The 25193-nt window shown below is 70.6% G+C and carries 21 protein-coding genes and 1 pseudogene; 4 read left to right on the forward strand and 18 right to left on the reverse strand.

Features of this window, described 5'->3' with window-relative positions; all coding sequences use genetic code 11:
• Positions 1-106 precede the first annotated feature (106 nt).
• On the forward strand, positions 107-880 hold the full coding sequence (locus INP57_RS10120; protein ID WP_200069834.1) for a peptidylprolyl isomerase: 774 nt from the start codon (positions 107-109) through the stop codon (positions 878-880).
• A 79-nt stretch (positions 881-959) separates the two neighbouring features.
• Here the strand turns inward: INP57_RS10120 and INP57_RS10125 are convergent, their stop codons facing one another.
• The 12 genes and pseudogenes from INP57_RS10125 to pdxS all read right to left on the reverse strand — a co-directional run bounded on the left by INP57_RS10125 (position 960) and on the right by pdxS (position 13974).
• Positions 960-3269 carry a RelA/SpoT family protein gene (locus INP57_RS10125; RefSeq protein ID WP_200069835.1) on the reverse strand — a complete coding sequence of 770 codons (2310 nt, stop codon included), beginning with the start codon at positions 3267-3269 and terminating at the stop codon, positions 960-962.
• Between the two features lie 188 nt (positions 3270-3457).
• The gene (locus INP57_RS10130; protein WP_200069836.1) at positions 3458-4000 is read right to left on the reverse strand and encodes an adenine phosphoribosyltransferase; all 543 of its coding nucleotides are present in this window, start codon (positions 3998-4000) and stop codon (positions 3458-3460) included.
• Entirely contained in the window at positions 3997-5232 is a 1236-nt protein-coding gene (secF, locus tag INP57_RS10135; RefSeq protein ID WP_200069837.1) for a protein translocase subunit SecF, read from the reverse strand. The genes INP57_RS10130 and secF overlap by 4 nt, the downstream gene beginning before the upstream one ends.
• The gene (secD, locus tag INP57_RS10140) at positions 5229-6815 is read right to left on the reverse strand and encodes a protein translocase subunit SecD (RefSeq protein ID WP_200069838.1); all 1587 of its coding nucleotides are present in this window, start codon (positions 6813-6815) and stop codon (positions 5229-5231) included. Before secD ends, secF begins: the two co-directional genes overlap by 4 nt.
• A gap of 380 nt (positions 6816-7195) precedes the next feature.
• Entirely contained in the window at positions 7196-7678 is a 483-nt protein-coding gene (yajC, locus tag INP57_RS10145; protein ID WP_200069839.1) for a preprotein translocase subunit YajC, read from the reverse strand.
• A 351-nt stretch (positions 7679-8029) separates the two neighbouring features.
• Positions 8030-9106 (reverse strand): Holliday junction branch migration DNA helicase RuvB, encoded by a 1077-nt coding sequence (ruvB, locus tag INP57_RS10150; RefSeq protein WP_200069840.1) that lies wholly within the window; start codon positions 9104-9106, stop codon positions 8030-8032.
• 46 nt (positions 9107-9152) lie between these two features.
• Positions 9153-9752, reverse strand: coding sequence for a Holliday junction branch migration protein RuvA (gene ruvA / locus INP57_RS10155; protein ID WP_200069841.1), 600 nt, complete (start codon positions 9750-9752; stop codon positions 9153-9155).
• Between the two features lie 407 nt (positions 9753-10159).
• Positions 10160-10717: pseudogene (ruvC, locus tag INP57_RS10160) on the reverse strand (crossover junction endodeoxyribonuclease RuvC); the annotation flags it as partial.
• A 194-nt stretch (positions 10718-10911) separates the two neighbouring features.
• Positions 10912-11418 carry a DUF4262 domain-containing protein gene (locus INP57_RS10165; RefSeq protein ID WP_200069933.1) on the reverse strand — a complete coding sequence of 169 codons (507 nt, stop codon included), beginning with the start codon at positions 11416-11418 and terminating at the stop codon, positions 10912-10914.
• Positions 11419-11573: 155 nt separating this feature from the next.
• A complete protein-coding gene (locus tag INP57_RS10170) occupies positions 11574-12323 on the reverse strand; it encodes a YebC/PmpR family DNA-binding transcriptional regulator (RefSeq protein ID WP_200069842.1) in 750 nt (249 codons plus the stop codon).
• Positions 12324-12367: 44 nt separating this feature from the next.
• A complete protein-coding gene (pdxT, locus tag INP57_RS10175) occupies positions 12368-13027 on the reverse strand; it encodes a pyridoxal 5'-phosphate synthase glutaminase subunit PdxT (RefSeq protein ID WP_200069843.1) in 660 nt (219 codons plus the stop codon).
• 41 nt (positions 13028-13068) lie between these two features.
• The gene (pdxS, locus tag INP57_RS10180; RefSeq protein ID WP_200069844.1) at positions 13069-13974 is read right to left on the reverse strand and encodes a pyridoxal 5'-phosphate synthase lyase subunit PdxS; all 906 of its coding nucleotides are present in this window, start codon (positions 13972-13974) and stop codon (positions 13069-13071) included.
• Positions 13975-14210: 236 nt separating this feature from the next.
• Here pdxS and INP57_RS10185 point away from each other — a divergent pair, with 236 nt between their 5' ends.
• Complete coding sequence (locus INP57_RS10185; protein ID WP_200069845.1) at positions 14211-16283, forward strand: elongation factor G-like protein EF-G2; 2073 nt, start codon at positions 14211-14213, stop codon at positions 16281-16283.
• Between the two features lie 37 nt (positions 16284-16320).
• Here the strand turns inward: INP57_RS10185 and INP57_RS10190 are convergent, their stop codons facing one another.
• Both INP57_RS10190 and pgsA read right to left on the reverse strand, forming a co-directional pair.
• On the reverse strand, positions 16321-16755 hold the full coding sequence (locus tag INP57_RS10190; protein WP_200069846.1) for a hypothetical protein: 435 nt from the start codon (positions 16753-16755) through the stop codon (positions 16321-16323).
• A 158-nt stretch (positions 16756-16913) separates the two neighbouring features.
• The gene (gene pgsA, locus INP57_RS10195; RefSeq protein ID WP_200069934.1) at positions 16914-17507 is read right to left on the reverse strand and encodes a phosphatidylinositol phosphate synthase; all 594 of its coding nucleotides are present in this window, start codon (positions 17505-17507) and stop codon (positions 16914-16916) included.
• Positions 17508-17707: 200 nt separating this feature from the next.
• Between pgsA and INP57_RS10200 the strand changes: the two genes are divergently transcribed.
• Together INP57_RS10200 and INP57_RS10205 are read left to right on the forward strand one after the other, a co-directional pair.
• Positions 17708-18250 (forward strand): YceI family protein, encoded by a 543-nt coding sequence (locus INP57_RS10200; protein WP_200069847.1) that lies wholly within the window; start codon positions 17708-17710, stop codon positions 18248-18250.
• Positions 18251-18378: 128 nt separating this feature from the next.
• Entirely contained in the window at positions 18379-19104 is a 726-nt protein-coding gene (locus INP57_RS10205; protein WP_200069848.1) for an SDR family NAD(P)-dependent oxidoreductase, read from the forward strand.
• Positions 19105-19159: 55 nt separating this feature from the next.
• Here INP57_RS10205 and INP57_RS10210 read toward each other — a convergent pair whose 3' ends face one another.
• The 4 genes from INP57_RS10210 to INP57_RS10225 form a co-directional block, all read right to left on the reverse strand.
• Positions 19160-19804, reverse strand: coding sequence for an HIT family protein (locus tag INP57_RS10210; protein ID WP_200069935.1), 645 nt, complete (start codon positions 19802-19804; stop codon positions 19160-19162).
• 11 nt (positions 19805-19815) lie between these two features.
• A complete protein-coding gene (gene thrS, locus INP57_RS10215; protein WP_200069936.1) occupies positions 19816-21840 on the reverse strand; it encodes a threonine--tRNA ligase in 2025 nt (674 codons plus the stop codon).
• 171 nt (positions 21841-22011) lie between these two features.
• On the reverse strand, positions 22012-24123 hold the full coding sequence (locus tag INP57_RS10220; RefSeq protein ID WP_200069849.1) for a putative bifunctional diguanylate cyclase/phosphodiesterase: 2112 nt from the start codon (positions 24121-24123) through the stop codon (positions 22012-22014).
• A complete protein-coding gene (locus tag INP57_RS10225) occupies positions 24120-24953 on the reverse strand; it encodes an SAM-dependent methyltransferase (RefSeq protein ID WP_200069850.1) in 834 nt (277 codons plus the stop codon). The genes INP57_RS10220 and INP57_RS10225 overlap by 4 nt, the downstream gene beginning before the upstream one ends.
• Between the last annotated feature and the right edge of the window lie 240 nt (positions 24954-25193).

The raw sequence follows: 25193 nt of genomic DNA on the forward strand, positions 1-25193 counted from the left end.
CGTTCAGCCTAGATTATCCTGCCGCACGGTCTGCTCGATCCGGCGAACCGGGCGCCCCATAAACTCAGGCTCGTCCCGATCTCTTCGGACCCCTGGGAGGGAGCAGGTGCCCAGCAACGAGCAACGGCGCCAGACGGCCAAACGCAAGCTCGAGCGCCAGCTGGCGCGGCGAGCCGAGCAGGCCAAACGCCGCCGAGTGATCGCCATCGGTGCAACCGTGGTCGTGGTCGTCCTGGCGGTCGCAGGCGTCTTCTACTTCACCGGCGGCAGCGGTGAGCAGCCCGCCGCCTCGCCCGCGCCGCAGCAGGCACCTGCCGCGGACAAGGCGTGCGCTTACACCCCGAACGGCGAGCCACCGGCCAAACCGGTGCAGCCGCCGCAGCCGCCCGGGCCGGACGCGCCGAAGAAGCAGGCCGTGACGCTGCAGACCAGCCAGGGCGAGATCCCGGTGACGCTGGACTACGGGAAGGCCCCGTGCGCGGCGAACAACTTCGCGCACCTGGCGAAGTCGGACTACTTCGACAACACCGACTGCCACCGGCTGACCAACACCGCGGGCTTGAAGGTGCTGCAATGCGGCGACCCGAGCGGTACTGGCAGCGGCGGCCCCGGCTACTCCTTCCCGGACGAGGTCGGTCCGGACACCAAGTACCCGCGCGGCACGCTGGCGATGGCCAACTCCGGTCCGGACACCAACGGCAGCCAGTTCTTCGTCGTCTACGGCGATTCACAACTGCCACCGAAGTACACCGCGTTCGGCACGGTCGGCGAGCCCGGTCTGCAGACCGTGGACAAGGTCGCGGGCGCCGGTGACGCAAGCGGCACCGGCGACGGCAAGCCGAAGCTGCCCGTGCGCATCGAGGACGCCGCGGTCGCCTGACGCACCTGCAACGACGACGGGCCGCGCCGAAACAGCGCGGCCCGTCTTGCTGTGCGGCCCCTCGCGCTGCGCAGCCCGCTCAGGTCGCCGAAGTGACCCGATAGACGTCGTAGACGCCCTCGATGTTGCGCACCGCCTTGAGCACGTGCCCGAGGTGCTTCGGATCGCCCATCTCGAACGAGAAGCGGCTGACCGCCACCCGGTCCTTGGACGTGGTCACCGAGGCGGAAAGGATGTTCACCCGCTCGTCCGCGAGCACCTTCGTGACGTCGGAAAGCAGCCGGTGCCGATCCAGCGCCTCCACCTGGATCGCGACCAGGAACACCGACGAGGACGACGGCGCCCAGTACACCTCGACCAGCCGCTCCGGCGATTTGCGCAGGTCGTCGGCGTTGGTGCAGTCGGTGCGGTGCACGCTGACCCCGCCGCCGCGGGTGACGAAGCCGAGGATCTCGTCACCGGGCACCGGCGTGCAGCAGCGCGCCAGCTTCGACCACACATCGCCAGCGTCCTTCACGACCACACCGGAGTCGCCGGTGCTGCGGCGGCGCTGCTGCAGGGTGGACGGGGTGGAGCGTTCGGCGATCTCGTCCTCGGCCTGCTCCACGCCGCCGAGCGAGGCGACCAGCCGCTGCACCAGGTGGTGCGCGGAAAGCTGCCGCTCGCCCACCGCGGCGTAGAGCGCGGTGACGTCCACGTAGTGCAGCTCGCGCGCGACCGCGGCGATCGAGTCGGCGGTGACCAGCCGCTGCACCGGGAGGCCGAGACGGCGGATCTCCTTGGCGATCGCGTCCTTGCCGGACTCGATGGCCTCCTCGCGGCGCTCCTTCGCGAACCACTGCTTGATCTTGGTCTTGGCGCGCGGCGACGCGACGAACGACAGCCAGTCCCGGCTCGGGCCGGACCCCTCCGCCTTGGAGGTGAAGATCTCGACGACCTCGCCGTTCTCCAGCTTGCGCTCCAGCGCCACCAGCCTGCCGTTGACCCGCGAACCGATGCAGCGGTGCCCGACCTCGGTGTGCACGGTGTAGGCGAAGTCCACCGGGGTCGACCCGGACGGCAACGTGATCACGTCGCCCTTCGGCGTGAACACGAAGATCTCGCGGGTGGCGAGGTCGTAGCGCAGCGACTCCAGGAACTCGCCCGGGTCGGCGGCCTCCCGCTGCCAGTCCAGCAGCTGGCGCATCCAGGCCATCTCGTCGACCTCGACGGCGCCCTGCACGCCGGTGCCATTGCGGCCCTTGGTCTCCTTGTAGCGCCAGTGCGCGGCGATCCCGTACTCGGCGGTGCGGTGCATCTCGCGGGTGCGGATCTGCACTTCCAGCGGCTTGCCCTCCGGGCCGATCACCGTGGTGTGCAGCGACTGGTACACCCCGAAGCGGGGCTGGGCGATGTAGTCCTTGAAGCGGCCGGGCATCGGCTGCCACAGCGCGTGCACCACGCCCATCGCCGCGTAGCAGTCGCGCACCTCGTCCACCAGGATCCGCACGCCCACCAGGTCGTGGATGTCGTCGAAGTCGCGGCCCCGCACGATCATCTTCTGGTGGATCGAGTAGTAGTGCTTCGGCCGCCCCTCGACCTTCGCGGCCAGCCGCGCTGCGTCGAGCTGGCCGGAGAGCTCGTCGGTCACGGTGCGCAGGTAGGTGTCCCTGGACGGCGCGCGGTTGGCGACCAGGCGCACGATCTCGTCGTACTTCTTCGGCTGCAGAATGGCGAACGCCAGGTCCTCCAGCTCCCACTTGATCGTGGCCATGCCCAGCCGGTGCGCCAGCGGAGCCAGCACTTCCAGCGTCTCCCGCGCCTTGCGGGCCTGCTTCTCCGGCGGCAGGAAGCGCATCGTGCGCATGTTGTGCAGCCGGTCCGCCAGCTTGATCACCAGCACCCGGGGGTCCCGGGCCATCGCGATGATCATCTTGCGGATGGTCTCGGCCTCCGCGGCCGCGCCGAGCTTGACCTTGTCCAGCTTGGTCACGCCGTCGACCAGGTGCGCCACCTCGTCGCCGAAGTCCGCGCTGAGCCGCTCCACCGAGTAGTCGGTGTCCTCCACGGTGTCGTGCAGCAGCGCCGCGACCAGCGTGGTGGTGTCCATGCCCAGCTCACCGAGGATGGTCGCGACCGCCAGCGGATGCGTGATGTACGGGTCGCCGGACTTCCGGCGCTGCTCGCTGTGCTTGTCCTCGGCGATGTCGTAGGCGCGCTGCAGCAGCGCCAGGTCCGCCTGCGGGTGCAGTTCGCGGTGCACCGCGGCCAGCGGTTCCAGCACCTGCTTTACCTCCGCCGCGCGCTGCGCCGTGATCCGTCTGGCCAAGCGAGCGCGCACTCTGCGAGTGGCCGAGGCAGGGCGGGCCTGCTCGGCCGCAGGGGCAGGAGACTCGACGTCTTGGCTCACCGCGCGCTCCCGGGCATGGAGGGGACAACGTGCACCCGGATCTTGAGGCGGTCACGACCCGGACATCGAGAATAACGCCGTTCGGGCTACGGACCTTCCCAGGGCATCCCCCGAACCGCCGAACGGTCACTCTCGGCTGCGAACCGTCGCCCGGACTTCACCGGGACCGATCAGCCCAGTCCCGCCGGTCACACGGCCAGCAGCGCGTGCACCCCGGCACCGTCGAGCCGTGCGCGGCCGTTCAGCGCGGTCAGCTCCAGCACGACCGCCGTGCCCGCCACCTCCGCGCCGGCCCGGCGCAGCAGCTCGCAGGCCGCGTTGAGCGTACCGCCGGTGGCCAGCACGTCGTCCACGACCAGCACCCGCTGCCCGGGGCGCACGGCATCGGCCGGAAGTTCCAGTCCGGCCGAGCCGTACTCCAAGGTGTAGTCGACCCGGTCGGCGACCTCCGGCAGCTTGCCCGGCTTGCGCAGCCCCACCACACCGGTGCCGTGCGCCTGCGCGACCGCCGCGCCCACCAGGAAACCGCGCGCTTCCACGCCCGCGACCAGGTCGAACTCGAATCCGTCGGCGAGCGCGGTGACCACCGCGGACAGCGCGGGGCCGTCCGCGAGCAGCGGGCTGATGTCCCGGAACAGCACGCCCGGCTCCGGGAAGTCCGGCACCTCCCGGATCAGCCGCGCCGCGTCCTGCAGCGCCGGGTGAACCACCCGCACGGCATCCTCGGTCATGAACGCCGTCGCTTACCGCTGGGACGGCTGGACTTGCCGCCCGGGCGACGGCGGTTCTGCCCACCGCCACCGGACTTCTTGCCGCTGGGCGTCGGCGCCTTGGCAGCGGCCGTGCTGCTCGCACCGGCCATCTCGCGCTCCTGCAGCGCGGGCTCCTCCGGCTCGTCCGGTTCCTCCTCGCCCGCGGCCTTCGCCGCGGCCTTGCGCCTGCGCTGGAACACCTTCGCCTCGTGCGCGCGGTACTTGCGGTCGCGCATCTTGAAGTCCACCAGCAGCGGCGTGGCCAGGAAGATCGACGAGATCACGCCGGCCAGCATGCCGATCAGCTGCACCAGCGCCAGGTCCCGCAGCACGCCGACGCCGAGCAGCCCGGCGCCGACCACCAGCAGCCCGAGCACCGGCAGCAGCGCGATGATCGAGGTGTTGATGGAGCGCATCAGGGTCTGGTTCACCGCGAGGTTCGCCGCCTCCGGATAGGTCCGGCGGGTCAGCCCGAGCAGGCCGCGGGTGTTCTCCTTGACCTTGTCGAACACCACGACGGTGTCGTAGAGCGAGAAGCCGAGGATGGTCAGCAGACCGATCACCGTGCTCGGCGTGACCTCGAAGCCGATCAGCGAGTACAGCCCGGCGGTCGCCACCACGTCGTGCAGCAGCGCGATCAGCGCCGCCACCGCCATCCACTTCTCGAAGTAGAACGCCAGGAAGACCGTCACCAGCACCAGGAACACGCCGAGCGCGAGCAGCGCCTGCTGGGTGATCTCACCGCCCCAGGTGCCGCTGACCGCGCTGTCGCTGACCGCCTGCGGGCTCGGCTGCCCGTTGTCGCCGAACGGCTTGGTCTGTTCGAACAGCGTCTGCTTGACCGCCGAGACCTGGTCCGGCGAGAGCGACTCGCTGCGCACCTGGATGGACTGGCTGTCGCCCGCACCGACGATCTGCACCGTCTCCGGCGGGCGCCCGACCGCGTCCCGGAAGGCGTCCTGGACCTGGTCCTCGGAGATCGGGCCCTGCGCACCGGCCGCGGGCAGCTGGATCTTGGTGCCGCCCTCGAAGTCGATGCCGAGGTTGAAGCCCTTGAACCCCATGGCGCCGATGCACACCAGCGTCAGCAGGCCCAGCGCGATGTACCAGCGGGAACGCTTGCCGACGATGTCGAACGCGCCGGTGCCGGTGTAGAGCCGGTGCAGCACGCCCTCGGGACGGGCGACGTCGCTGTTTGTCGACACCGTCAAGCCTCCTTAGCCGTGGAAGCACCCCGGGAGCGGGCGTCGCGCCGCTGCTGCGCGGCCATGCGCTGCACCGCGCCCAGACCGGATACCGAGGGTTTGGACAGGAACTTGTTCTTCGAGGCCATCGCCACCAGCGGATGCGTCACCAGGAACACCACGACCAGGTCCAGCACGGTCGACATGCCGAGGGTGAACGCGAAGCCCTTCACCTGGCCGACCGCCAGCACGTAGAGCACAGCGGCGGACAGGAAGCTCACCGCGTCCGCGGAAAGGATCGTGCGCTTGGCCCTGGTCCACGCCCGCGGCACCGAGGAGCGGAACGTGCGTCCCTCTCTGACCTCGTCCTTTAGTCGTTCGAAGAAGACGATGAACGAGTCGGCCGTGATGCCGATCGCCACGATGAAACCGGCGACACCGGCGAGGTCGAGGGTGAACCCGATCCACCGCCCGAGCAGCACCAGCACCGCGTAGACGATGCCCGCCGACAGCACCAGGGAAAGGATCGTGAGGATCCCCAGCAGCCGGTAGTAGGCCAGGCAGTACACCGCGACCAGCGCCAGGCCGATGCCGCCCGCGATCAGGCCCGCTTCCAGCGAGGCCACGCCGAGCGTCGCCGAGACCGTCTCGGCCTCGGACTGGTCGAAGGCCAGCGGCAGCGAGCCGTACTTGAGCGTGTTGGCCAGGTCGGTCGCGCTCTGCTGGTTGAAGCCGCCGGTAATCTTGGCGTTGCCACCGAGTAGCGCCTGATTGATCCTCGGCGCTTGTACGACTTGGCCGTCGAGCACGAACGCGGCCTGCTGGCCGATGTTGGCGGAGGTGAAGTCCGCCCAGGTCTTGGCGCCATCGCTCTTGAATTGCACCTGGACCGACCATTCCGGCTCCTGGCCCTGCGGATCCGGGGGCTGCGCCGATGCGGTCTCGACTTCCTTGCCCGGCAGGAAGACCGGCTCCAGCACGTACTTCTGCTGCTTCGCCTGGTCGCAGGCCACCAGCGGGAGCGCGGGGTCGTCGTTGCCGCGCAGCGGGTCCTCGGCGTTGCAGTCCAGGCTTTGCAGCGCCTGCATCTGCACGGCCGGGTCGGTGCTCTGCCGGGTGCGCTTGGCCTCCTCGATGGCGGCCTGCTCACCGCCCGGCGGCGGCTGCTGCTGCGCGTGCGCGGCCTGCGGCGTGGTGCCCGCGGGCCCGCCGGGCGGCGGCGCGGGCGTGTTCGGGACCGCCTGCGCGACCTTGCGGAAGTTCAGCTCCGCGGTCTGGCCGAGCTGCTTGGCGTCCTCACCACCGGAACCCGGCACCGTGATCACCAGGTTCGAGCCGTCCTGGCTGACCTCGGAGCCGCTGATGCCCATGCCGTTGACCCGCGTCTCGATGATCTGGCGGGCCTGGTCCAGGGATTCCTTGGGCGGTGGCTGCCCGGTGGGCGTGCGCGCGGTCAGCGTCACGCGAGTGCCGCCCTGCAGGTCGATGCCCAGCTTCGGCGTCGGCTTCTGGTCCCCGGTCAGGAACACCAGCGAGTACAGCGCGCCGACAACCAGCAAGAAGATGAGCAGATAACGCCCTGGGCGGAGCTGCCCGGCCGGAGGTGCCACGGTGCGTCGGTCTCCTGTCCACGGTCTACGAACACGATCGATTCCGCCGCGCCGCGACGGGACCGATGATCACGGTACGCGCTTTCGAGACGTGCACGCGCACCGATGGAACTGCGTGAATTCCCCGTTCAGTCTGCCAGCCGGGCACCGCGGCGGAGTTCGGCGGGGGCGCGGCGGCACGACGTGCGAAGACGGTTCGCCCACGCCGGTGCGCCGAATTGCTCGTGACTGCCGTGGAATTGCAGTGGCCGGTTCGATCGGCACCGCGCGGGACCGGGTGGGACTTCGAGAAGCCCGCACCCATCCGCAGCGCGCCAGTACCCGCCCGAAGGCGGGTTGCGTGCGTCCCGGCACCGGTGCGCCCGGTGCCGGGCAGCGCCTCAGCTGGTCTTCTGCTTCTCGATCGGCTCGGCGACCTCGGTCCCGGACTCGGTCGTCTTGGCCTCGCCGGTCTCGGACTCGGTGGTCTCGGCCTTCGCAGTCTCGGTCTTGGACTCGGTGCTGTCGGCCTCGCCGGTCTTGGCGGCCTTGGACTCCTCGGAAGCCTCCGCGGTGTCGTCCTCGGCCGTGTCCGCGGCCGCCTGCTCGCCGTCGGAGTCCTGCTCGGTGTCGACCTTCTCCCGGATCGCGGCGGACAGCCAGGTGGTGACCACGCCGGGCGAGATCTCCAGGTCCACGCTGTTGTCCGCGGTCGAGACCACGGTGCCGAACAGGCCGGACGTGGTCATCACGCGGTCTCCGGCGGTCAGCGAGTTCTGCAGCTTCTGCTGCTCCTGGTTCGCCTTCTTCTGCCTGCGGATCTGCATGTAGAACATGACCGCGAACAGCACGATCAGCAGGGGCAGCAACAGTTGAGGATCCATCATGCTCCGTTCGGCGGGCGCCGCAGAAACCGCCCGGCCCTCGACCTGGGCGCCCGAATTGTTCGGATGTGCGGTTACCAGTGTGCCAGCCGCGTCGAGCAGGACGCCGCCGCCTGCGGATCGCCGGACTCGACCGACCGCGTGCACGCGGAGCCGCCGAGATGGCGAGCGTTGCGGCAAGCTCCACCGGGGTCGTCAGCGGGCGTGAGCATACCGGTGCCGGGGTGGCAACTTTCACAGCCCGTCGATCTCGGCCGGACGCCGATCAGCGCGCGCTCCCGGCGAACCGGGCAGCGCGATCTCGACGGTCAGCGGTGCCCAGCGACTCGGTTCGCCCAGGAGGTCACCAGGCTATTCCTCGGCGGCGTCGAACAGCGCCGCCTGCGTCTCACCGGGGGCGTTCTGCGGCGGCGTCAGCCCGACGTGCTGCCAGGCCGCGACCGTGGCCATCCGGCCGCGCGGGGTGCGGGCGAGCATTCCGGCACGAACCAGGTACGGCTCGCAGACTTCCTCGACCGTGCTCGGCTCCTCGCCCACCGCGACCGCCAGCGTGGTGACGCCGACCGGTCCGCCGTGGAACGAGCGGACCAAGGCCGAGAGCACGGCGCGGTCGAGCCGGTCCAGGCCGAGTTCGTCGACGTCGTAGACCTCCAGCGCGGCCCGTGCGACTTCGTGCGTCACCGCGCCGTCGGCGCGCACCTCGGCGTAGTCGCGCACCCGGCGCAGCAACCGGTTGGCGATCCTTGGAGTGCCGCGCGAGCGGCCGGCGATCTCGGTGGCACCGTCCGGGCGCAGGTCGATGCCGAGGATCTCGGCGGATCGGCGCACCACCAGATCCAGTTCCTCCGGCGAGTAGAACTCCATGTGCGCGGTGAAGCCGAAGCGGTCGCGCAGCGGGCCGGTCAGCGTGCCGGACCTGGTGGTGGCCCCGACCAGCGTGAACGGAGCGATCTCCAGCGGGATGCTGGTGGCGCCGGGTCCTTTGCCGACCACCACGTCCACCCGGTAGTCCTCCATCGCCAGGTACAGCATCTCCTCGGCGGGCCGGGCGATGCGGTGGATCTCGTCGATGAACAGCACGTCGCCCTCGGCGAGGTTGGACAGCATCGCCGCGAGGTCGCCGGGACGTTCCAGCGCCGGGCCGGAGGTCACCCGGATCGAGGCGTCCAGCTCGCTGGCCATGATCATCGCGAGGCTGGTCTTGCCCAGCCCCGGCGGACCGGAGAACAGCACGTGGTCGGGCTGCTCGCCGCGGTTGATCGCACCGCGCAGCACCAGTTGGAGCTGTTCGCGCACCCGCGGTTGGCCGACGAACTCGTCGAGCTTGCGCGGCCGCAAGGTCGTTTCGAGATCGCGTTCGGTGGGTTCTTGGTGCGGGGTCAGCGGCCCTTCGCCGGGCGCGCTGCCAGGGGTTTCGTCCTCGTGCATCAGTCCGCCCGCACCGTCGGCCGCGGCCGCGCGCCCGGCCCCGGCATCACTTCGGCCCCAGTTCGGCCAGCGCCTTGCGCAGCACCGCCGAGGTGTCGGCGGCGGCGCCGTCCGCGGCGAGCACCGACTCGACGCTCTGGTCCGCCTGCTTGGCCGAGAAGCCGAGCCCGACCAGCGCCTCGGTGACCTCGGAGCGCAATCGGCCCTGCCCGGCACCGCCCGCGTTCTCGGTCGATGCGGGGGCCACCGCGCCCACCTTGTCCCGCAGCTCCAGGACCAGGCGCTCGGCGCTCTTCTTGCCGATGCCCGGGACCTGGGTGAGCACTGTGAGGTTGCCGTCGGCGAGCGCGTCCGAGAGCTGCTCCGGCGACAGCACCGCCAACGCCGCCAGCGCCAGCCGCGGACCGACACCGGACGCGGTCTGCAGCAGCCCGAACAGGTCTCGAGCCTCGGCGTCGGCGAACCCGTACAGCGTCAGCGAGTCCTCCCGCACGATCAGCGAGGTCGACAGCCGCACCTCCTCGCCGCGGCGCAGCCCGGCCAGCGTGGCGGGGGTGGCGTGCACCGCGTAGCCGACGCCGCCGACTTCGACGACGGCGTGGTCCAGCCCGATCGAGAGCACCGGTCCCCGCAGCGAAGCGATCATCCTGTCGGTTCTCCTGTTCCGGCCGCGGAACCTTGCACGTCCCGGGGTTGCTGAAAGTCCTGCTGCTGGTGGAAGTCGTGCTGTTGTTCGGAATCGTGCTGTTGATGGGAGTCCTGCTGCCGCTGGGAGTCCCGGCGGGGCGCGGCGCTCTGGCGGGGTAAGGATTCCCGGCGCTGCTGCGACTCCTGGAGCGGCGACTCCTGGAGCGGCCGGGACTCCTGGTCCGGCGGCGCATCCTGCCCGGACCGGGTCTCGGCCTCCTGCCCCGACTGCGGCTCGTGTCGTGGCCGGGTCTCCTGGCGCGGCGCAATCGCCTGGCGCTGCTGGGTTTCCCGGCGCTGCTGGGTTTCCTCGCGCTGCTGGGTCTCCCGGCGCTGCTGCGGTTCCTGCCGCGGCTGGGCCTTCCCGCTCCGCTTCGCGTCCTGCAGCCGCCTGCGGTGACCGCGGGCCAGCTCGGCCGCCTTGGCCTCGGCCTGGGCCAGCTTCGCGCTCATCGGCGCCCGCCACAGGTGGCAGACGGCCAGTGCGAGCGCGTCCGCGGCATCAGCGGGCTTGGGCGGCTCGGCCAGTCCGAGGACTTTGGTGACCATGAGCGTGACCTGCCGCTTGTCGGCGCGCCCGGAACCGCTGATCGCGGCCTTCACCTCGCTCGGAGTGTGGAACACGACCGGCAGCCCGCGCCGGGCGGCGGCCAGCGCGATCACTCCGGAGGCCTGCGCGGTGCCCATCACGGTGCGCACGTTGTGCTGGCTGAAGACCCGCTCGATCGCCACCACCTCCGGTCGATGCGCGTCGATCCACTCCTCGACGCCCTCGGACACGGTCAGCAGTCGCACCGGAAGTTCGTCCTCCGCCGGGGTGCGCACCACGCCGACCGCGACGCAGGACGCCTTGCGGCTGCGCCCGCCGTCGACCACCCCGACCCCGCACCGGGTCAGCCCGGGGTCGACTCCCAGCACGCGCACGACGCCCTCCTCCGGCACGGCCCGTCAGCAGGCCCGAACCCGTCAGCGGGCCCAGCCCGCCAGCGGGCCCGACCCGCCGGCGAACTCGGCCATCGACACGATCATGAACACTCGTTCGAGACTCTAACGCGTCACGACCGGTTCGCCCGCGTCCGACACACCCGATGATCGCCCTACCGGATGGAACCGGTGACTCAGGGCCCGTCGGTGCCGGGTGTCCAGGATTCCGGCAGGCCGCTGTCGGTGAGCACGGGCTGGTACTGGGCGAAGCCCTGCGGCGCCTCGTCCTGCCACGGGAACGCGCCGTCCGGCGTCGCGGCGACCAGCTGCAACGCGGGGAAATCCGCGCCGCCGTACACGGTGAAAGCGCTGCCCAGGTACTCCGGGTAGTGCACCTTGGCGACCCGCTCGAAGGTCACCGGGCAGCCCTCCAGGAACCCGGCGTAGAGCTTCCCCGGCACGAACCGCTCGCGGGCGGCGACCCGCTGCACGTAGTTGTTCACCACCGCGTGCGCGACTTCGCGCGGCAGGCCGATCACGACGACCTCGGGCTTGCCGAAACGCCGCCACGCGCCGACGGAGAAGGCGTGCGACGCCCCTCTTTCGTCGGCCGCCACGTGCAGCACCGCGGCGCCGTGCTGCTCCGCGGTGTCCACCAACCACCTGCGCAGCTGATCATCAGTTTCGACCACGGCGGCCATTCTGCCGACTACCACCCGTCCGAGGGAGCCCCTGGGGGCGACCTTGACCGAACGCGCACGAGCCGCTGTGCCGCGTCACCGATCAGCGAAGTACGTCCTGAACCAGCGCCGAGGACCGCCGGAGAGCCGAGCGCCCTCCAGCGGCCGCAACCGGGTCAGCCGACCTCGGCCATCACCTCGTCCGACGCGTCGAAGTTCGCGTAGACGTTCTGCACGTCGTCGCAGTCCTCCAACGCATCGATCAGCTTGAAGACCTTCCGCGCGCCTTCGGCGTCCAGCGGCACGTTGACCGATGCCAGGAAGCTCAGCTCCGAGGAGTCGTACTCGATCTCGGCTGCCTGCACCGCCTTGCGCACCTCGACCAGGTCGGTCGGCTGGCAAAGCACCTCGTAGCTCTCGCCGAGGTCGTTGACCTCCTCGGCACCCGCCTCCAGCACCGCGCCCAGCACGTCGTCCTCGGTCAGGCCGTTCTTCGGCACGATCAGCACGCCGCGGCGGGAGAACAGGTACGACACCGAGCCTGCGTCGGCCATCGAACCGCCGTTGCGGTTCATCGCGGTGCGCACATCGCCCGCCGCGCGGTTCTTGTTGTCGGTGAGGCACTCGACCAGCACCGCCACCCCGTTCGGGCCGTAGCCCTCGTACATCAGGGTCTGCCAGTCGGCGCCACCCGCTTCTTCGCCCGCCCCGCGCTTGCGCGCGCGCTCGATGTTGTCGGTGGGCACCGAGTTCTTGCGGGCCTTCTGCATGGCGTCGTAGAGGGTCGGATTGCCCTCCGGGTCACCCCCGCCGGTCCGCGCGGCGACCTCCACGTTCTTGATCAGCTTCGCGAAAAGCTTGCCGCGCTTGGCGTCGACGGCGGCCTTCTTGTGCTTTGTGGTCGCCCACTTGGAGTGGCCGCTCATCGTTTCCTCCGTCTTTCCACGACCGCGCGGGCGGACGACGAGCCTCAGCCCGCGCGAACGGTCTGCACGAAATGCCGGTGCACGCGCTCGTCGCCGCGGACCAGCTCCGGGTGGAAGCTGGTGGCGAGCACGCGCCCCTGCTGAACCGCGACGATCCTACCGGCGGCACCGGCAACGCCCGAGCCGTGCGGGGTGATCTCGGCGAGCACGTCCACCGCTCGGCCGACCCGCTCCACCCATGGGGCGCGGATGAACACCGCGTGGACTGGCCCGTCCACGCCGGTGAAGGCCAGTTCCGCTTCGAACGAATCGACCTGCCGCCCGAAGGCGTTGCGCCGCACCGCGACGTCCAGCGCACCGAACGGCGTGACCGCCGGATCCTTCCCGGAGTCCGCGCCCGGGTCGAGGACTTCGCCCGCCAGCAGCACCATTCCCGCGCACGAGCCGTAGGCGGGAAGACCGGCCGCCAAGCGTTCCCGCAGCGGATCGAACAGTTCAAAGCTGTGCAACAACCTGCTCATGGTGGTGGATTCCCCGCCGGGCAACACCACGCCGTGCACGTCGTCGAGCTCTTCGGGCCTGCGGATCGGCTTGGCCACCGCGCCGCTGCGGTCCAGCGCCGCCAGGTGCTCGGCGACGCCGCCTTGCAAGGCGAGGACGCCGATCACCGGCGAGGCGCCGGACGTGCTCTCGCACCCGGGCATCGCGCTGTCTCCGTTCCTAGGTGATCACTCGACCGGGCCGCTCACCAGCCGCGCTGCGCGTAGTGCTCGCCTTCGGGCAACGAATCGACGTTCAGCCCGACCATCGCCTCGCCGAGCCCGCGCGAGACCTTGGCGACCACGTCCGGGTCGTCGTAGAAGGTGCAGGCCTTGACGATCGCCTCGGCCCGCTTGGCCGGGTCGCCGGACTTGAAGATCCCGGAGCCGACGAACACGCCTTCCGCGCCGAGCTGGCGCATCATCGCCGCATCGGCCGGGGTGGCGATCCCGCCGGCGGTGAACAGCACGACCGGCAGCTTGCCCGCCGCGGCCACCTCCTGGACCAGCGCGAACGGCGCACGCAGCTCCTTCGCGGCCTCGTGCAGCTCCGCGGCGTCGAGCTGCGTCAACCGGCGGATCTCGGCGCGGATGGAGCGCATGTGCCGGGTGGCCTCGACGACGTTGCCGGTGCCGGCCTCACCCTTGGAACGGATCATCGCCGCACCTTCGGACAGCCGCCGCAGCGCCTCGCCGAGGTTGGTCGCGCCGCACACGAACGGCACGGTGAACTGCTGCTTGTCGATGTGCAGCGCCTCGTCGGCCGGGGTCAGCACCTCGGACTCGTCGATGTAGTCCACGCCCAGCGACTGCAGCACCTGGGCTTCCACGAAGTGCCCGATGCGGGCCTTGGCCATCACCGGGATGGAGACGGACTCGACGATGCCTTGGATCATGTCCGGGTCGGACATCCGGGCGACACCGCCCTGGGCCCGGATGTCGGCGGGCACCCGCTCCAGGGCCATGACGGCCACGGCACCCGCGGCTTCGGCGATCTTCGCCTGCTCCGGGGTCACCACGTCCATGATCACCCCGCCTTTGAGCATCTCGGCCATGCCCCGCTTCACGCCTTCGGTGCCGGTGGCCTGCGCGGTGGCTGCGGTGTCGGTCAACGTGTTCCTTCCCTAGTGGTTGCGGGGTTCGGGCGAGCCGCGATGGCCGGAAGCCCGCACGGCCGTCCCCGGTCCGACGGTAGGCGGCAACTGGACCTTTCCCACGGTCCACTAATGGCCTTTCCCAGTAGTCCACTTCTCCCCGGCCGGGGCATCGCCGGTGGTGAGCGACCTTGCACGCGCCCTCACTCGGGTGTGTGATCGGAGACACATACCCGAGTCGTGAGGGGGCAGCGATGAGCAGCAAGCAGAGCGCCGCGGGAGTGCAGGCCGCACCGGCTCCCACCGATCCCGCTTCGATCCGCAACGTGGTGCTGGTCGGCCCGTCCGCATCCGGCAAGACCACGCTGGCCGAAGCGCTGCTGGCGCACACCGGCACGATCGGGCGCAACGGCTCGGTCCTGGAGGGCACCACGGTCTGCGACCACGACAGCGCGGCCATCGAGCAGCAGCGTTCGGTGGCCTTGTCGGTCGCGCCCGCGCAACACGGCGAATGCAAGATCAACTTCATCGATACGCCCGGTTACGCGGATTTCGTCGGCGAGTTGCGGGCCGGGTTGCGCGCCGCCGACGCGGCGTTGTTCGTGATCGCCGCCGCGGAGGGGGTCGATGCGGCGACCAGAGCGATCTGGCACGAGTGCGCGCAGGTCGAGATGCCGCGCGCCGTGGTGCTGTCCCGGCTGGACCAGCACCGCGCCGACGCCGAGGCCGCGCTGGAGTCCTGCCGGGAAGCGTTCGGGGCCGGTGTGCTGCCGCTGTACCTGCCGCTGCGCGGTGCGGACGGCTCGGCCACCGGCCTGACCGGCGTGCTCACCGGCACGACGTCCGGCACCGGCTCGCCCCGGGAAGTCGAGCGGGAGCGGGCCGAGCTGATCGAGGCGATCATCGCCGAGAGCGAGGACGAGTCGCTGATGGAGCGCTACCTCGAAGGCGAGCACATCGACGAGCCCACGCTGATCGCGGACTTGGAGGCCGCGGTCTCCCGCGGCGGCCTGCACCCGGTGCTGCCGGTGTGCACCGCGACGGGAGTCGGCCTGCCGGAGCTGCTGGACGGCATCGTGCGCGGGTTCCCCTCTCCGCTCGAACACCCTCCCCCGGAGTTCACCGACCCGCGCGGGGCCCATCCGCGGCGGCTCGGACCGGACCCGTCCGGACCGCTGGCCGCCGAGGTCGTGCACACCGCGGTGGACGCCTACGTGGGCCGCGTGTCGCTGGCGCGGGTCTTCTCCGGCACGTTGCTCGCGGAACGGCCGGTGCACGTTTCCGGGCACGGCATGGCCGAGCGCGGCCACCCGGACCACGACGAGGACGAGCGGGTTGCGCACGTGTATTCGCCGCTGGGCTCGGGATTGCGCGAAGTGCCGCGGTGCGTGGCGGGTGATCTGTGCGCGTTGACGAAGGTCGGCTCGGCCGAAACGGGCGACACGCTGTCGGATCCGGCCGACCCGTTGCTGATGTCGCCGTGGCCGATGCCGGAACCACTGCTGCCCGTCGCGGTCACCGCACGCACCCGCAACGACGAGGATGCCTTGGCGCGCAACCTGAATCGGCTCGTCGCCGCGGACCCGAGCCTGCGCTTGGAGCGCGACACCGAAACGCACCAACTGGTGCTGTGGTGCATGGGCGAGGCGCACGCGGACGTGATGCTGCAACGGCTGCGCGAAGGCGGCGCGGAGGTCGACACCGAACCGGTGCGGGTGGCGCTGCGGCAGACCTTCGGGCAGGCGGCGAAGGGCCACGGCAAGCACGTGAAGCAGTCCGGCGGGCACGGCCAGTACGCGGTGTGCGACATCGAGGTCGAGCCGTTGCCGCGCGGCTCCGGCATCGAGTTCCTGGACCGCGTCGTGGGCGGTGCGATCCCCAAGCAGTTCATCACCAGCGTGGAGAAGGGCGTTCGCGCGCAGGTCGAGCGCGGGTTGGAAGAGGGCCGCCCGCTGGTCGACCTGCGGATCACGCTCGTCGACGGCAAAGCGCACAGCGTGGATTCCTCCGACGCCGCGTTCCAGACCGCCGGTTCGCTGGCGCTGCGCGCCGCTGCCGAGCAGGCCGGACTGGTCACGCTGGAGCCGGTCGACGCGGTCGCGGTCTACATCCCGGACGACCACTTGGGCGCGATCCTCGGCGATCTGTCCAGCCGCCGCGGGAAGGTCGTCGGCACCGAGCCGGAGGACACCGGCTGGACCGTGGTGCACGCGCACGTCCCGTCCAGCGAGCTGACCCGCTACACCATCAACGTCCGCTCGCTGAGTTCCGGCAGCGCGTCGTTCACCCGCCACTTCGAACGCTACGACCCGATGCCGACGCCTTGATCGGCGCGCGAGCACGCCCGGCGAATCGTGCGAGGTGCTAGTCCGCCGGATCGTCGGTTTCGGCTGTTTCCGCTGCTTCGGCGGGAGACGGCTCCGAACGGTCCGCGGCCGGTTGGACGTTGAGCTGGATCCGCGGGTTGCCGGTGTAAGCGCGGGTCTGCTCCGGAGTCAGGTGGTCGGCGATCAAGCCCCACGGGACCTTGCCGCCAGCGGACGGGTAGCGCATCCAGACGGCGTACTCGTCGGCTTCGGTGAGCGGGAAGGTCACCGGCGGGGCGCTCGCGGCCGCGGTCTCCGACTCGGTTTTGGACCGGGTCTCGGCCTCGGCGATCTCCAGGTCCCAGAGCGCGGTCTTGCGCAGCACCTCGGCCGCCTCGGCGTCGATCCCGGACGCGAGCGGGAACCAGTCGAACGCTCCGTTCGCCCACGCCCAGATGTGCACGTCGAAACGCACGTCGTCCTGCACGGCCATTGAGCTGCCCACCTCCGGCTGATCGCCGCTGCTGAAACCGGTGCGAGCCTACGACAGCGAACCCAGGAACCTCCCCCAGGCCGACCGGCCGAACAGCAACGCGCGAACGGCACTTCACCTGGTCCGGCAGCGAAGAAACTGGAGCGCGAGGGCGAGGCTCAAGCGCGCGCGGCGGTGGCGAGGCGCTGCACGACCGTGACGATCGAGAGCACCGCCAGCACCCACACCGCGATGTCGAGCACGTACGGCACGCCAAGGCCGTGCAGTCCGGTGCCGATCAGGACGAACAGGAACCGCTCGGCCCGCTCGGCCAGCCCGCCGTTCGCGCGCAGCCCGTTCGCCTCCGCGCGGGCCTTCACGTACGAGATCACCTGCGCGCACACCAGGCACAGCAGCAGCCCCGCTCCGAGCGGCCGGTCGCCGTCGACCACCAGCGCCCACCACACCAGCGAGCCGAACAGCGCTCCGTCGGCGATCCGGTCGCAGCTGGCGTCGAGCACGCCGCCGAAGGTGCTGGCCTTGCCGCCCGCGCGGGCCATCGCGCCGTCGAGCACGTCGAACAGCAGGAACACCGCGACCACGACGGTTCCGAGGAACAACCGGCCGCGGGGGAAGAACCACAGCGCGGAAGCGACGCTGGCGGAAGTCCCCAGCACCGTCACGACGTTCGGCGAGAGCCCCAGCCGGACGAGCCCGGCGCCGACCGGATCAGTCCACCGGGAAACCGAGCTCCGCGCGAATATGTTGAGCATCGCCTGTACTGCCGCTGCCTCGTCCACCGTGTCCATCGCACCGCCTGGTGCACTCCGAGATTAGCCGCCTTGATCGCAGCGGCGCGCAACCAGGCGGCCGCAGCGGCACCCGAAGTGATCGGCCGCACACCGGGAATGCCCGGGCCGCCATCGGCGTTGGGCCAACCGGAACGTACTCCGGATCCCCCCGAGGAGGACTCATGAGCTCTGCCGCCCAGATCCCCGGCTACGCCGTCGGCACCTACGACATCGACAGCGTGCACTCCGACGTCGAGTTCGCGCTGCGCCACCTCGGCGTCGGCCGGTCCCGCGGCCGGTTCGACGGCTTCCGCGGCGAGATCGTCATCGCGGAGAACCCGCTGGACTCCACGGTGACCGCGGACATCGACCCCGCCACGATCAACACCGGCAACGCCGACCGCGACGCGCACGTGCGCGGCAGCGACTTCCTCGACGTCGAAACCCACCCGAAGGCCGGGTTCCGCTCCACCGGCATCCGCCAGGACGGCGACGAGTACATCATCGACGGTGAGTTCACCCTGCACGGCGTGACCAAGCCGGTCGCGCTGCAGGCCGAGCTGGGCGGGTTCACCGACGACGGCCAGGGCGGGACGCTGCTGGGCATCTCGGCGGCCACCACGATCAACCGCACCGACTTCGGCGTCGGCCCGGAAGGCGGCGCCATGCTGGGCGAGAAGGTCAAGATCACCCTGGAGATCGAGGCCAACCTCCGCTCCCAGTGAGCGGAAACCGCGGCGGCCGAGAACGCGGGGTGCGCTCTCGGCCGCCGCGAGCACCCGATGTCCGGTTCTGAACAGATTTGCCCGATTCTCAACAGATCGCCCGGTTCTGAACAGATTTGGAGTGCTTAGTGAGCAGGACAGTCCTCGTGACCGGTGGTGGTAGCGGACTGGGGCGCGCCATCGCGGCACGATTCGTCCAGGACTCCGACCGCGTCTACATCACCGGGCGCCGGACCGAGGTGCTGGAGCGCACCGCCCGCGAGCTCGGCGGCGATGCGCACGCGCTGCCGTGCGACGGGATCGACCCGGACGCCGTCGAAAGCGCGGTGGCGCGCATCGACGGCGAAGTGGACGTGCTGGTCAACAACGCGGGCGGGAACACCGACTTCCGCGAGCCGGCGGGCGGCGGGCTGAAGGGCAGCCTGCACCGCTGGCGGGCCAACATCGACGCGAACCTCATCACCGCTGCGCTGATGACCGAGGCCTGCGACGACAAGCTCGCGAGCGGTGGCGCCGTGGTGCACATCGGGTCGGTCGGAGCCGATCAGGGCAGCGGTGCGTACGGCAGCGCCAAGGCGGCGCTGGCGTCCTACAGCGTCGGCCTGTCCAAGCAGCTCGGGCCGCGCGACATCACGTCCAACGTGGTGGCTCCCGGGTACATCCCGGACACCGAGTTCTTCGGCAGCGGGGTCTCGCAGGAGCGCCACGACCACCTCATCTCGCTGACCGCGCTGGGACGGCACGGCTTTCCGGACGAGATCGCCGGGGCGGTGCACTTCCTCGCGTCCGCGGATGCGCGGTTCATCACCGGCCAGGTCATCAATCCGAACGGCGGCGCCCGCACCACGCGCTGATGCGCCGGAAAGCGAAAAGGCCGGGAACGCTCGTGCGCGTTCTCGGCCTTTCGCGTCAGTTCAGCAGTTCGCCGCTTCCGGAGTTCCAGGCGTCGGCCAGCAGCTTGCGGGTGTCGCCGAGCAGCTGCGGCAGAACCTTGGTGTGCCCGATGACCGGCATGAAGTTCGAGTCGCCGCCCCAGCGCGGCACCACGTGCTGGTGCAGGTGCGCAGCGATCCCCGCGCCGGCCACAGGACCCTGGTTGAGCCCGATGTTGAACCCGTGCGGCGCGGAAACCCCGCGGATCACCCGCATCGCCTGCTGGGTGAACGCCGCGACCGCGGCCGTCTCCTCGACGGTGAGATCCGTGTAGTCGGCGACGTGCCGGTACGGCAGCACCATCAGGTGCCCCGGGTTGTACGGGTACAGGTTCAGGATCGCGAAGACGAGCTCGTCACGGGCCACGATCAGCGTCTCGTCGTCCGGCAGGCCCGAATCGAGCAGCCCGCAGAACGGGCAACCCTCGCTGGTCTCGCCCGCCGGCTTGTTCTCGCCCTGGATGTAGGCCAGCCGGTGCGGCGTCCACAGCCGCTGCAGCGCGTCCGGGATACCGATGCCCTGCTGCTCGGAGAACTGGACACCGGTGTCGTCGAGCGAACCGGTGTCCTCGGGCGGACCACCTTCGCCGCGCGGGCCGCCCGCGGAAGTCTCGCCGCTCATCCCGGACTCGCTCACGCCAGCTCCGCCTGGAAGGTCTCCGCGGACGGTGAGGTGTTGTCCCGGCGATCCACCCAGCGGCTCAGCGCGGCCACCGCGTCGGCGACCGGCACCGCGTTGATCTGGGAGCCGTCGCGGAACCGGAACGACACCGCGTCCGCCTCCACGTCCTTGCCGCCCGCCAGCAGCAGGAACGGCACCTTCTGCGTGGTGTGGGTGCGGATCTTCTTCTGCATCCGGTCGTCGCCGTGGTCCACCTCGGCGCGGATTCCCTTGGCGCGCAACGCCTTCACCACACCGTCCAGGTGCTCGGCGTGCTCGTCGGCGATCGGGATGCCCATCGCCTGCACCGGCGAGAGCCACGCCGGGAACGCGCCCGCGTAGTGCTCGGTGAGCACGCCGAAGAACCGCTCGATCGAACCGAACAGCGCCCGGTGGATCTTGATCGGCCGCTGCTTGGAACCGTCCGGCGCGGTGAACTCCAGGTCGAACAGCTCGGGCAGGTGGTAGTCGACCTGGATGGTCGACATCTGCCAGCTGCGGCCCAGCGCGTCCTTGGCCTGCACGGAGATCTTCGGGCCGTAGAACGCCGCGCCGCCAGGGTCCGGCACCAGCTCCAGGCCGGAGGACTCGGCGGCTTCGCGCAGCGCCTCGGTGGCCACCCGCCAGCTCTCGTCGTCGCCGACGTACTTCTCCTCGTTGCGGGTGGACAGCTCCAGGTAGAAGTCCTCGAGGCCGTAGTCGCGCAGCAGGTCCAGCACGAACGTCAGCAGCGACTTCAGCTCGTCCTGCAACTGCTCGGGCATGCAGTAGATGTGCGCGTCGTCCTGGGTCATGCCGCGCACCCGGGTCAGCCCGTGCACCACGCCGGACTTCTCGTAGCGGTACACCGAGCCGAACTCGAACAGTCGCAGCGGCAGCTCCCGGTAGGACCGGCCGCGGGAGCGGTAGATCAGGTTGTGGAACGGGCAGTTCATCGGCTTCAGGTAGTAGTCCTGGCCGGGCTTGCGGACCTCGCCGTTCTCGTCGCGTTCCTCGTCGAGGTGCATCGCCGGGAACATGCCGTCCTTGTACCAGCTCAAGTGCCCGGAGGTCTCGAACAGCGTGCTCTTGGTGATGTGCGGGCTGTTCACGAACTCGTAGCCGGCGGCCTCGTGCCTGCGCCGCGAGTAGTCCTCCAGCTCGCGGCGGATGATGCCGCCCTTGGGGTGGAACACCGGCAGGCCGGAACCGACCTCCTCCGGGAAGGAGAACAGGTCCAGCTCGGCGCCGAGCTTGCGGTGGTCGCGGCGCTCCGCCTCGGCCAGCCACTCCAGGTGCTCGGCCATGGCCTCCTTGGATTCCCACGCGGTGCCGTAGACCCGCTGCAACTGCCGGTTGCTCTGGTCACCGCGCCAGTAGGCGGCGGCGACGCGGGTGAGCCGGAACGCCGGGATGAACCGGGTGTGCGGCACGTGCGGGCCGCGGCAGAGGTCGCCCCAGACCACCTCGCCGTGCCGGTCGACGTTGTCGTAGACGGTCAGCTCGCCCGCGCCGACCTCCATGACCTCGCTGGTGTCCACCTCGTCGGCGGCGGACTTGAGGTCCACCAGCTCCAGCTTGTACGGCTCGGCGGCGAGCTCCTGCCTGGCGGCCTCGATCGAGTCCAGGCGGCGGCGGGAGAACTTCTGCCCGGACTTGATGATCTGCTTCATGCGCTTTTCCAGCGCCTGCACGTCGTCCGGGGTGAACGGGCGGTCCACGTCGAAGTCGTAGTAGAAGCCGTCCTTGACCGGCGGGCCGATGCCGAGCTTGGCGTCCGGGAACTGCTGCTGCACGGCCTGGGCGAGCACGTGCGCGGCGGAGTGCCGGATGACGCTGCGGCCTGCTTCGGTGTCGGCGGGGACCGCTTCGACTTCGACGTCGGATTCCGGCACCCATGCCAGATCCCGCAGCTCGCCGTCGGCGTCGCGGACCACGATGATCGCCTGCGGCCCCTGGGAAGGCAGGCCCGCTTCGAGTACGGCCGAACCGGCCGTAGTGCCCGCCGGGACCTTCACCCTGGCGACCTGCTGGGCTTCGGACGGCTGAACGGACACGATGACTCCTCGTCGCGGGGTTCGTCGGTTGCTGACGGGTGCGGCTGCGCGCGGTGACTCCGTCCGCCCGATGCTATCGGCTGCCCGCCACCCGGTTCGCGCCCCTGCCCGGCGCGGACGGCGCCGGTTTCGTCAGCGCAGACCGCTGTCGATGATCGCGGCTTCGATCTCCATCGCGGAGGCCAGTCCGCCTGTGCAGGGGCCGACCACGCCGTGCACGCCGAGCCGGTGCAGCCGGTTCGCCTGTTGTTTCGTGTGCACGCTGTTGGCGATCACCGGCAGGCCGAGCAGCTCGGCGGTGCCGACCAGGCTGCGCACCAGGTGCTCGTCCAGCGGATCCGGTCCGTCCGGCGCGGCGAAGCTGTCCAGGAACCCGCCGGACAGCCGCACCGCGCGCAACGGCAGACTGCGCAGCCGGGCGGCTTCGCGGGTGTCCCTGCCGAAGTCGTAGACCGCCAGCCGCAGCCCCATCTCGTCGAAGATCTCCAGCGCGTCCACCGGGTCGCCGTGCTGGTCGAACAGCGCGGCCTCGGGCACCCCGATGACCAGCTTGTCGGCGGGCAGCCCGGTCTCGCGCAGGATGCGCCGCATGTCGCCGACCAGTTCCGGGTCGTGCAGCTGCCGCGCGGAAAGGCCCACGGCGGCCACCGGCGAGCGGTCGCCGAACCGCTCCCGCCAGTGCGCCGCGTGCGCGCAGACCCGCTCCAGCGCCCAGATGCCGAGCCGGGTGATCATCCCGGTCTCCTCGGCCAGCTCCAGGAAATCCGCCGCGTCCAGCTCACCCAGCTCCGGGTGGTCCCAGCGCACGTGGGCCTCCACGCCGACGAGGTTGCCGCTGCCGACGTACTCCACCGGCCGGTACTCGATGTAGAGCTCTTCGTCGTCGAGCGCGCTCGGCATCGACGCCGACAGGCGGAACCGCCGCCGCGCGGCCGCGTTGTGCTCGGGGTCGAACAGCGCCCACTGCGCCCGGCCGTCGTTCTTCGCCCGGTACAGCGTGATGTCGGCGTCGGAGAGCAGTTCGTCCGGCCCGGTGTCGGTCACCGCGGTCTCGACCACGCCGACGCTGGCCGATGCGGTGAGCTGGTGGCCGCGGATGGAGACCGGCTCGGTGATCGCCGCCAGCAGCTGCTCGACCAGCTCCACCAGCCGGGCCGCGCCCCGCGAATCCTTCAGCAGCACCACGAACTCGTCGCCGCCCATCCGCGCGGCCAGCCCATCCTCGGCCAGCACCATGACCTGCAGCCGCTGGGCGACCGCGCGCAGCAGCTCGTCGCCTATCGGGTGGCCGAGGCTGTCGTTGATCGCCTTGAAGCCGTCCAGGTCGAAGTAGCACAGCCCGACCCGGCGCCCCGGGTGCGTCGGATCCAGCGCCTGGTCCAGCGTGGTCTTGAGCTGCGTGCGGTTCGCCAGTCCGGTCAGCGGGTCCAGGGTGGCCTGCCTGCGGAACTGCTCCTCGAGCATGTGCCGCTGGGTGATGTCCTCGTAGAGCACCACCTGGTAGTCCGGCTCGCCGTCGGAATCGCGCACCAGCGATGCGGACAACCGGGTCCAGATGTGCGCGCCGTCCGGGCCGCTGCACCGCGTCTCGGCCTGGAACCGGTCCACATCGCCCGCGGCCAGCGCGGCCACGTTCTCGGCCAGCTCCGGTAGCCACTTGCGGTCGACCAGGTCGAACACGCGGCGCCCGACCACTGCCTCGCACACCGACTCGAAGATGCGCTCCAGCGGGGAGTTGACCTCTTCGACGGTGCCGTCCAGCGCGACGATCGCGATGCCCAGCGCCGAAGAGGTGAACACCGCGCGGAACCGCGCCTCGCTCGCGCGCAGCGCCTCCTCGGCCGAGTCCCGTGCCTGCAGCACCGCCCGCTTGATGACTTCCTGCTCGTCCAAGGTCTGCTCGCGCAGTTGCCCCGCGTAGCCCGCGGCCACCGAACCCAGCACGAGCGGCGACCGGACGGGCCCCGTCGGCTGCCCGTCGAGGGGTTCCGGCAGCTGATCGCCGAGCATCCACAGCGTGCGCTCCAGCGCGGCCGGGTTGGTGAAGTGCACCCGCACCAGCCGCTCGCCCAGCTCCCCGGCGGCCGCGGCCACCGCGTCGGTGTCCGGTGCGGACAGCAGCGCGTCGAGATGTCCGGCCAGGAAGGACTCGATGTCGCTGCGCGCCAGCGGCACGTAGCTGGTCCGGATGATCTCGCGGGTCCAGCGGCGGACGAACTCGGCCCGTTCCGGGGAAGGGTTCACCTCGGGTCACCCGCGTTTCCGCGGCCGCTTCGCTTGCGCGCGACGACGCCGTGCATGAGCGATTCCTCCGGGCGCTCTGGATCGTCCTCAGTGGATTCCGGCGGCCATTCGGGGACGGGCACCAGGCCGGGTTCGACCGGTTCGAACCCGCCCAGCAGTCCGGTGAGTTCGGCGCGTCCGCGCGCGACCATTCCGGGCAAGCCGTCGAAGCGGATGGCGGTGATCCGCGCGGCCGATTCCGGCGCGACATCGGCGGCCAGGTGCGACAGGCACAGCAGGCTGCCCGGCGCGATCCGGTCGTAGTAGTCGCGCAGCGCCTTGTGCGGTTCCAGCTCGTCCGGGACGAACTCCAGCACCGAGGCCAGGATCAGGCCGATGGGCTCGCTGAACCGCAGCAGCCGGGTGACCGGCTCCGCGTGCAGCACCGACTGCACGTCGAGCAGGTCGGCGTGCACCGCGTCGGCGCGATCGTCGCCTTCCAGGATCGTGCGCCCGTGCGCCACGGCGACCGGATCGTTGTCCACGTAGACCACGCGCGCCCGCGGTTCGGCTTGCAGCGCGACCTCGTGGACGTTGCCGAGCGTGGGGATGCCGGAGCCGAGGTCCAGGAACTGCCGCACGCCTCGGCGCAGGCAGTAGTGCACCGCGCGATGCAGGAAGATCCGGTTGTGCCGGGCCAGGTGCCGCGCCCGCGGCTCCGCGTGCAGCAGCTTGCGCACCAGCGCGCGGTCGACGGCGAAGTTGTGCGCACCGCCGAGGCAGTAGTCGTAGCACCGCGCCACGCTGGGTCGTTCGAGGTCAGCACCCAGCCCTTCCGGCCGCTGGTGCATCGTGGCCTCCTGCTGACGGTTTCGGTGCAGGCGAACTCGCGGAAGTAGGTAGCGCCTGCTGCTGCGCTCGTTCCAAGCAACCTACGAAAGACGGTACTGCACAAGATCGTCATCGGGTACGCCCGGCAGCGCCGCTCGTGATCGTACTGTGACCCTCCGCGTTCGGTAACCCGCCGCCGTGCGGCTTGTGGACCGAACCGTGCAGCGGCGCCTATGAGGCTTCTCACCGTCCGTATACCG

Source organism: Saccharopolyspora galaxeae, from assembly GCF_016526145.1.
GTDB classification, from domain to species: Bacteria; Actinomycetota; Actinomycetes; order Mycobacteriales; family Pseudonocardiaceae; genus Saccharopolyspora_C; species Saccharopolyspora_C galaxeae.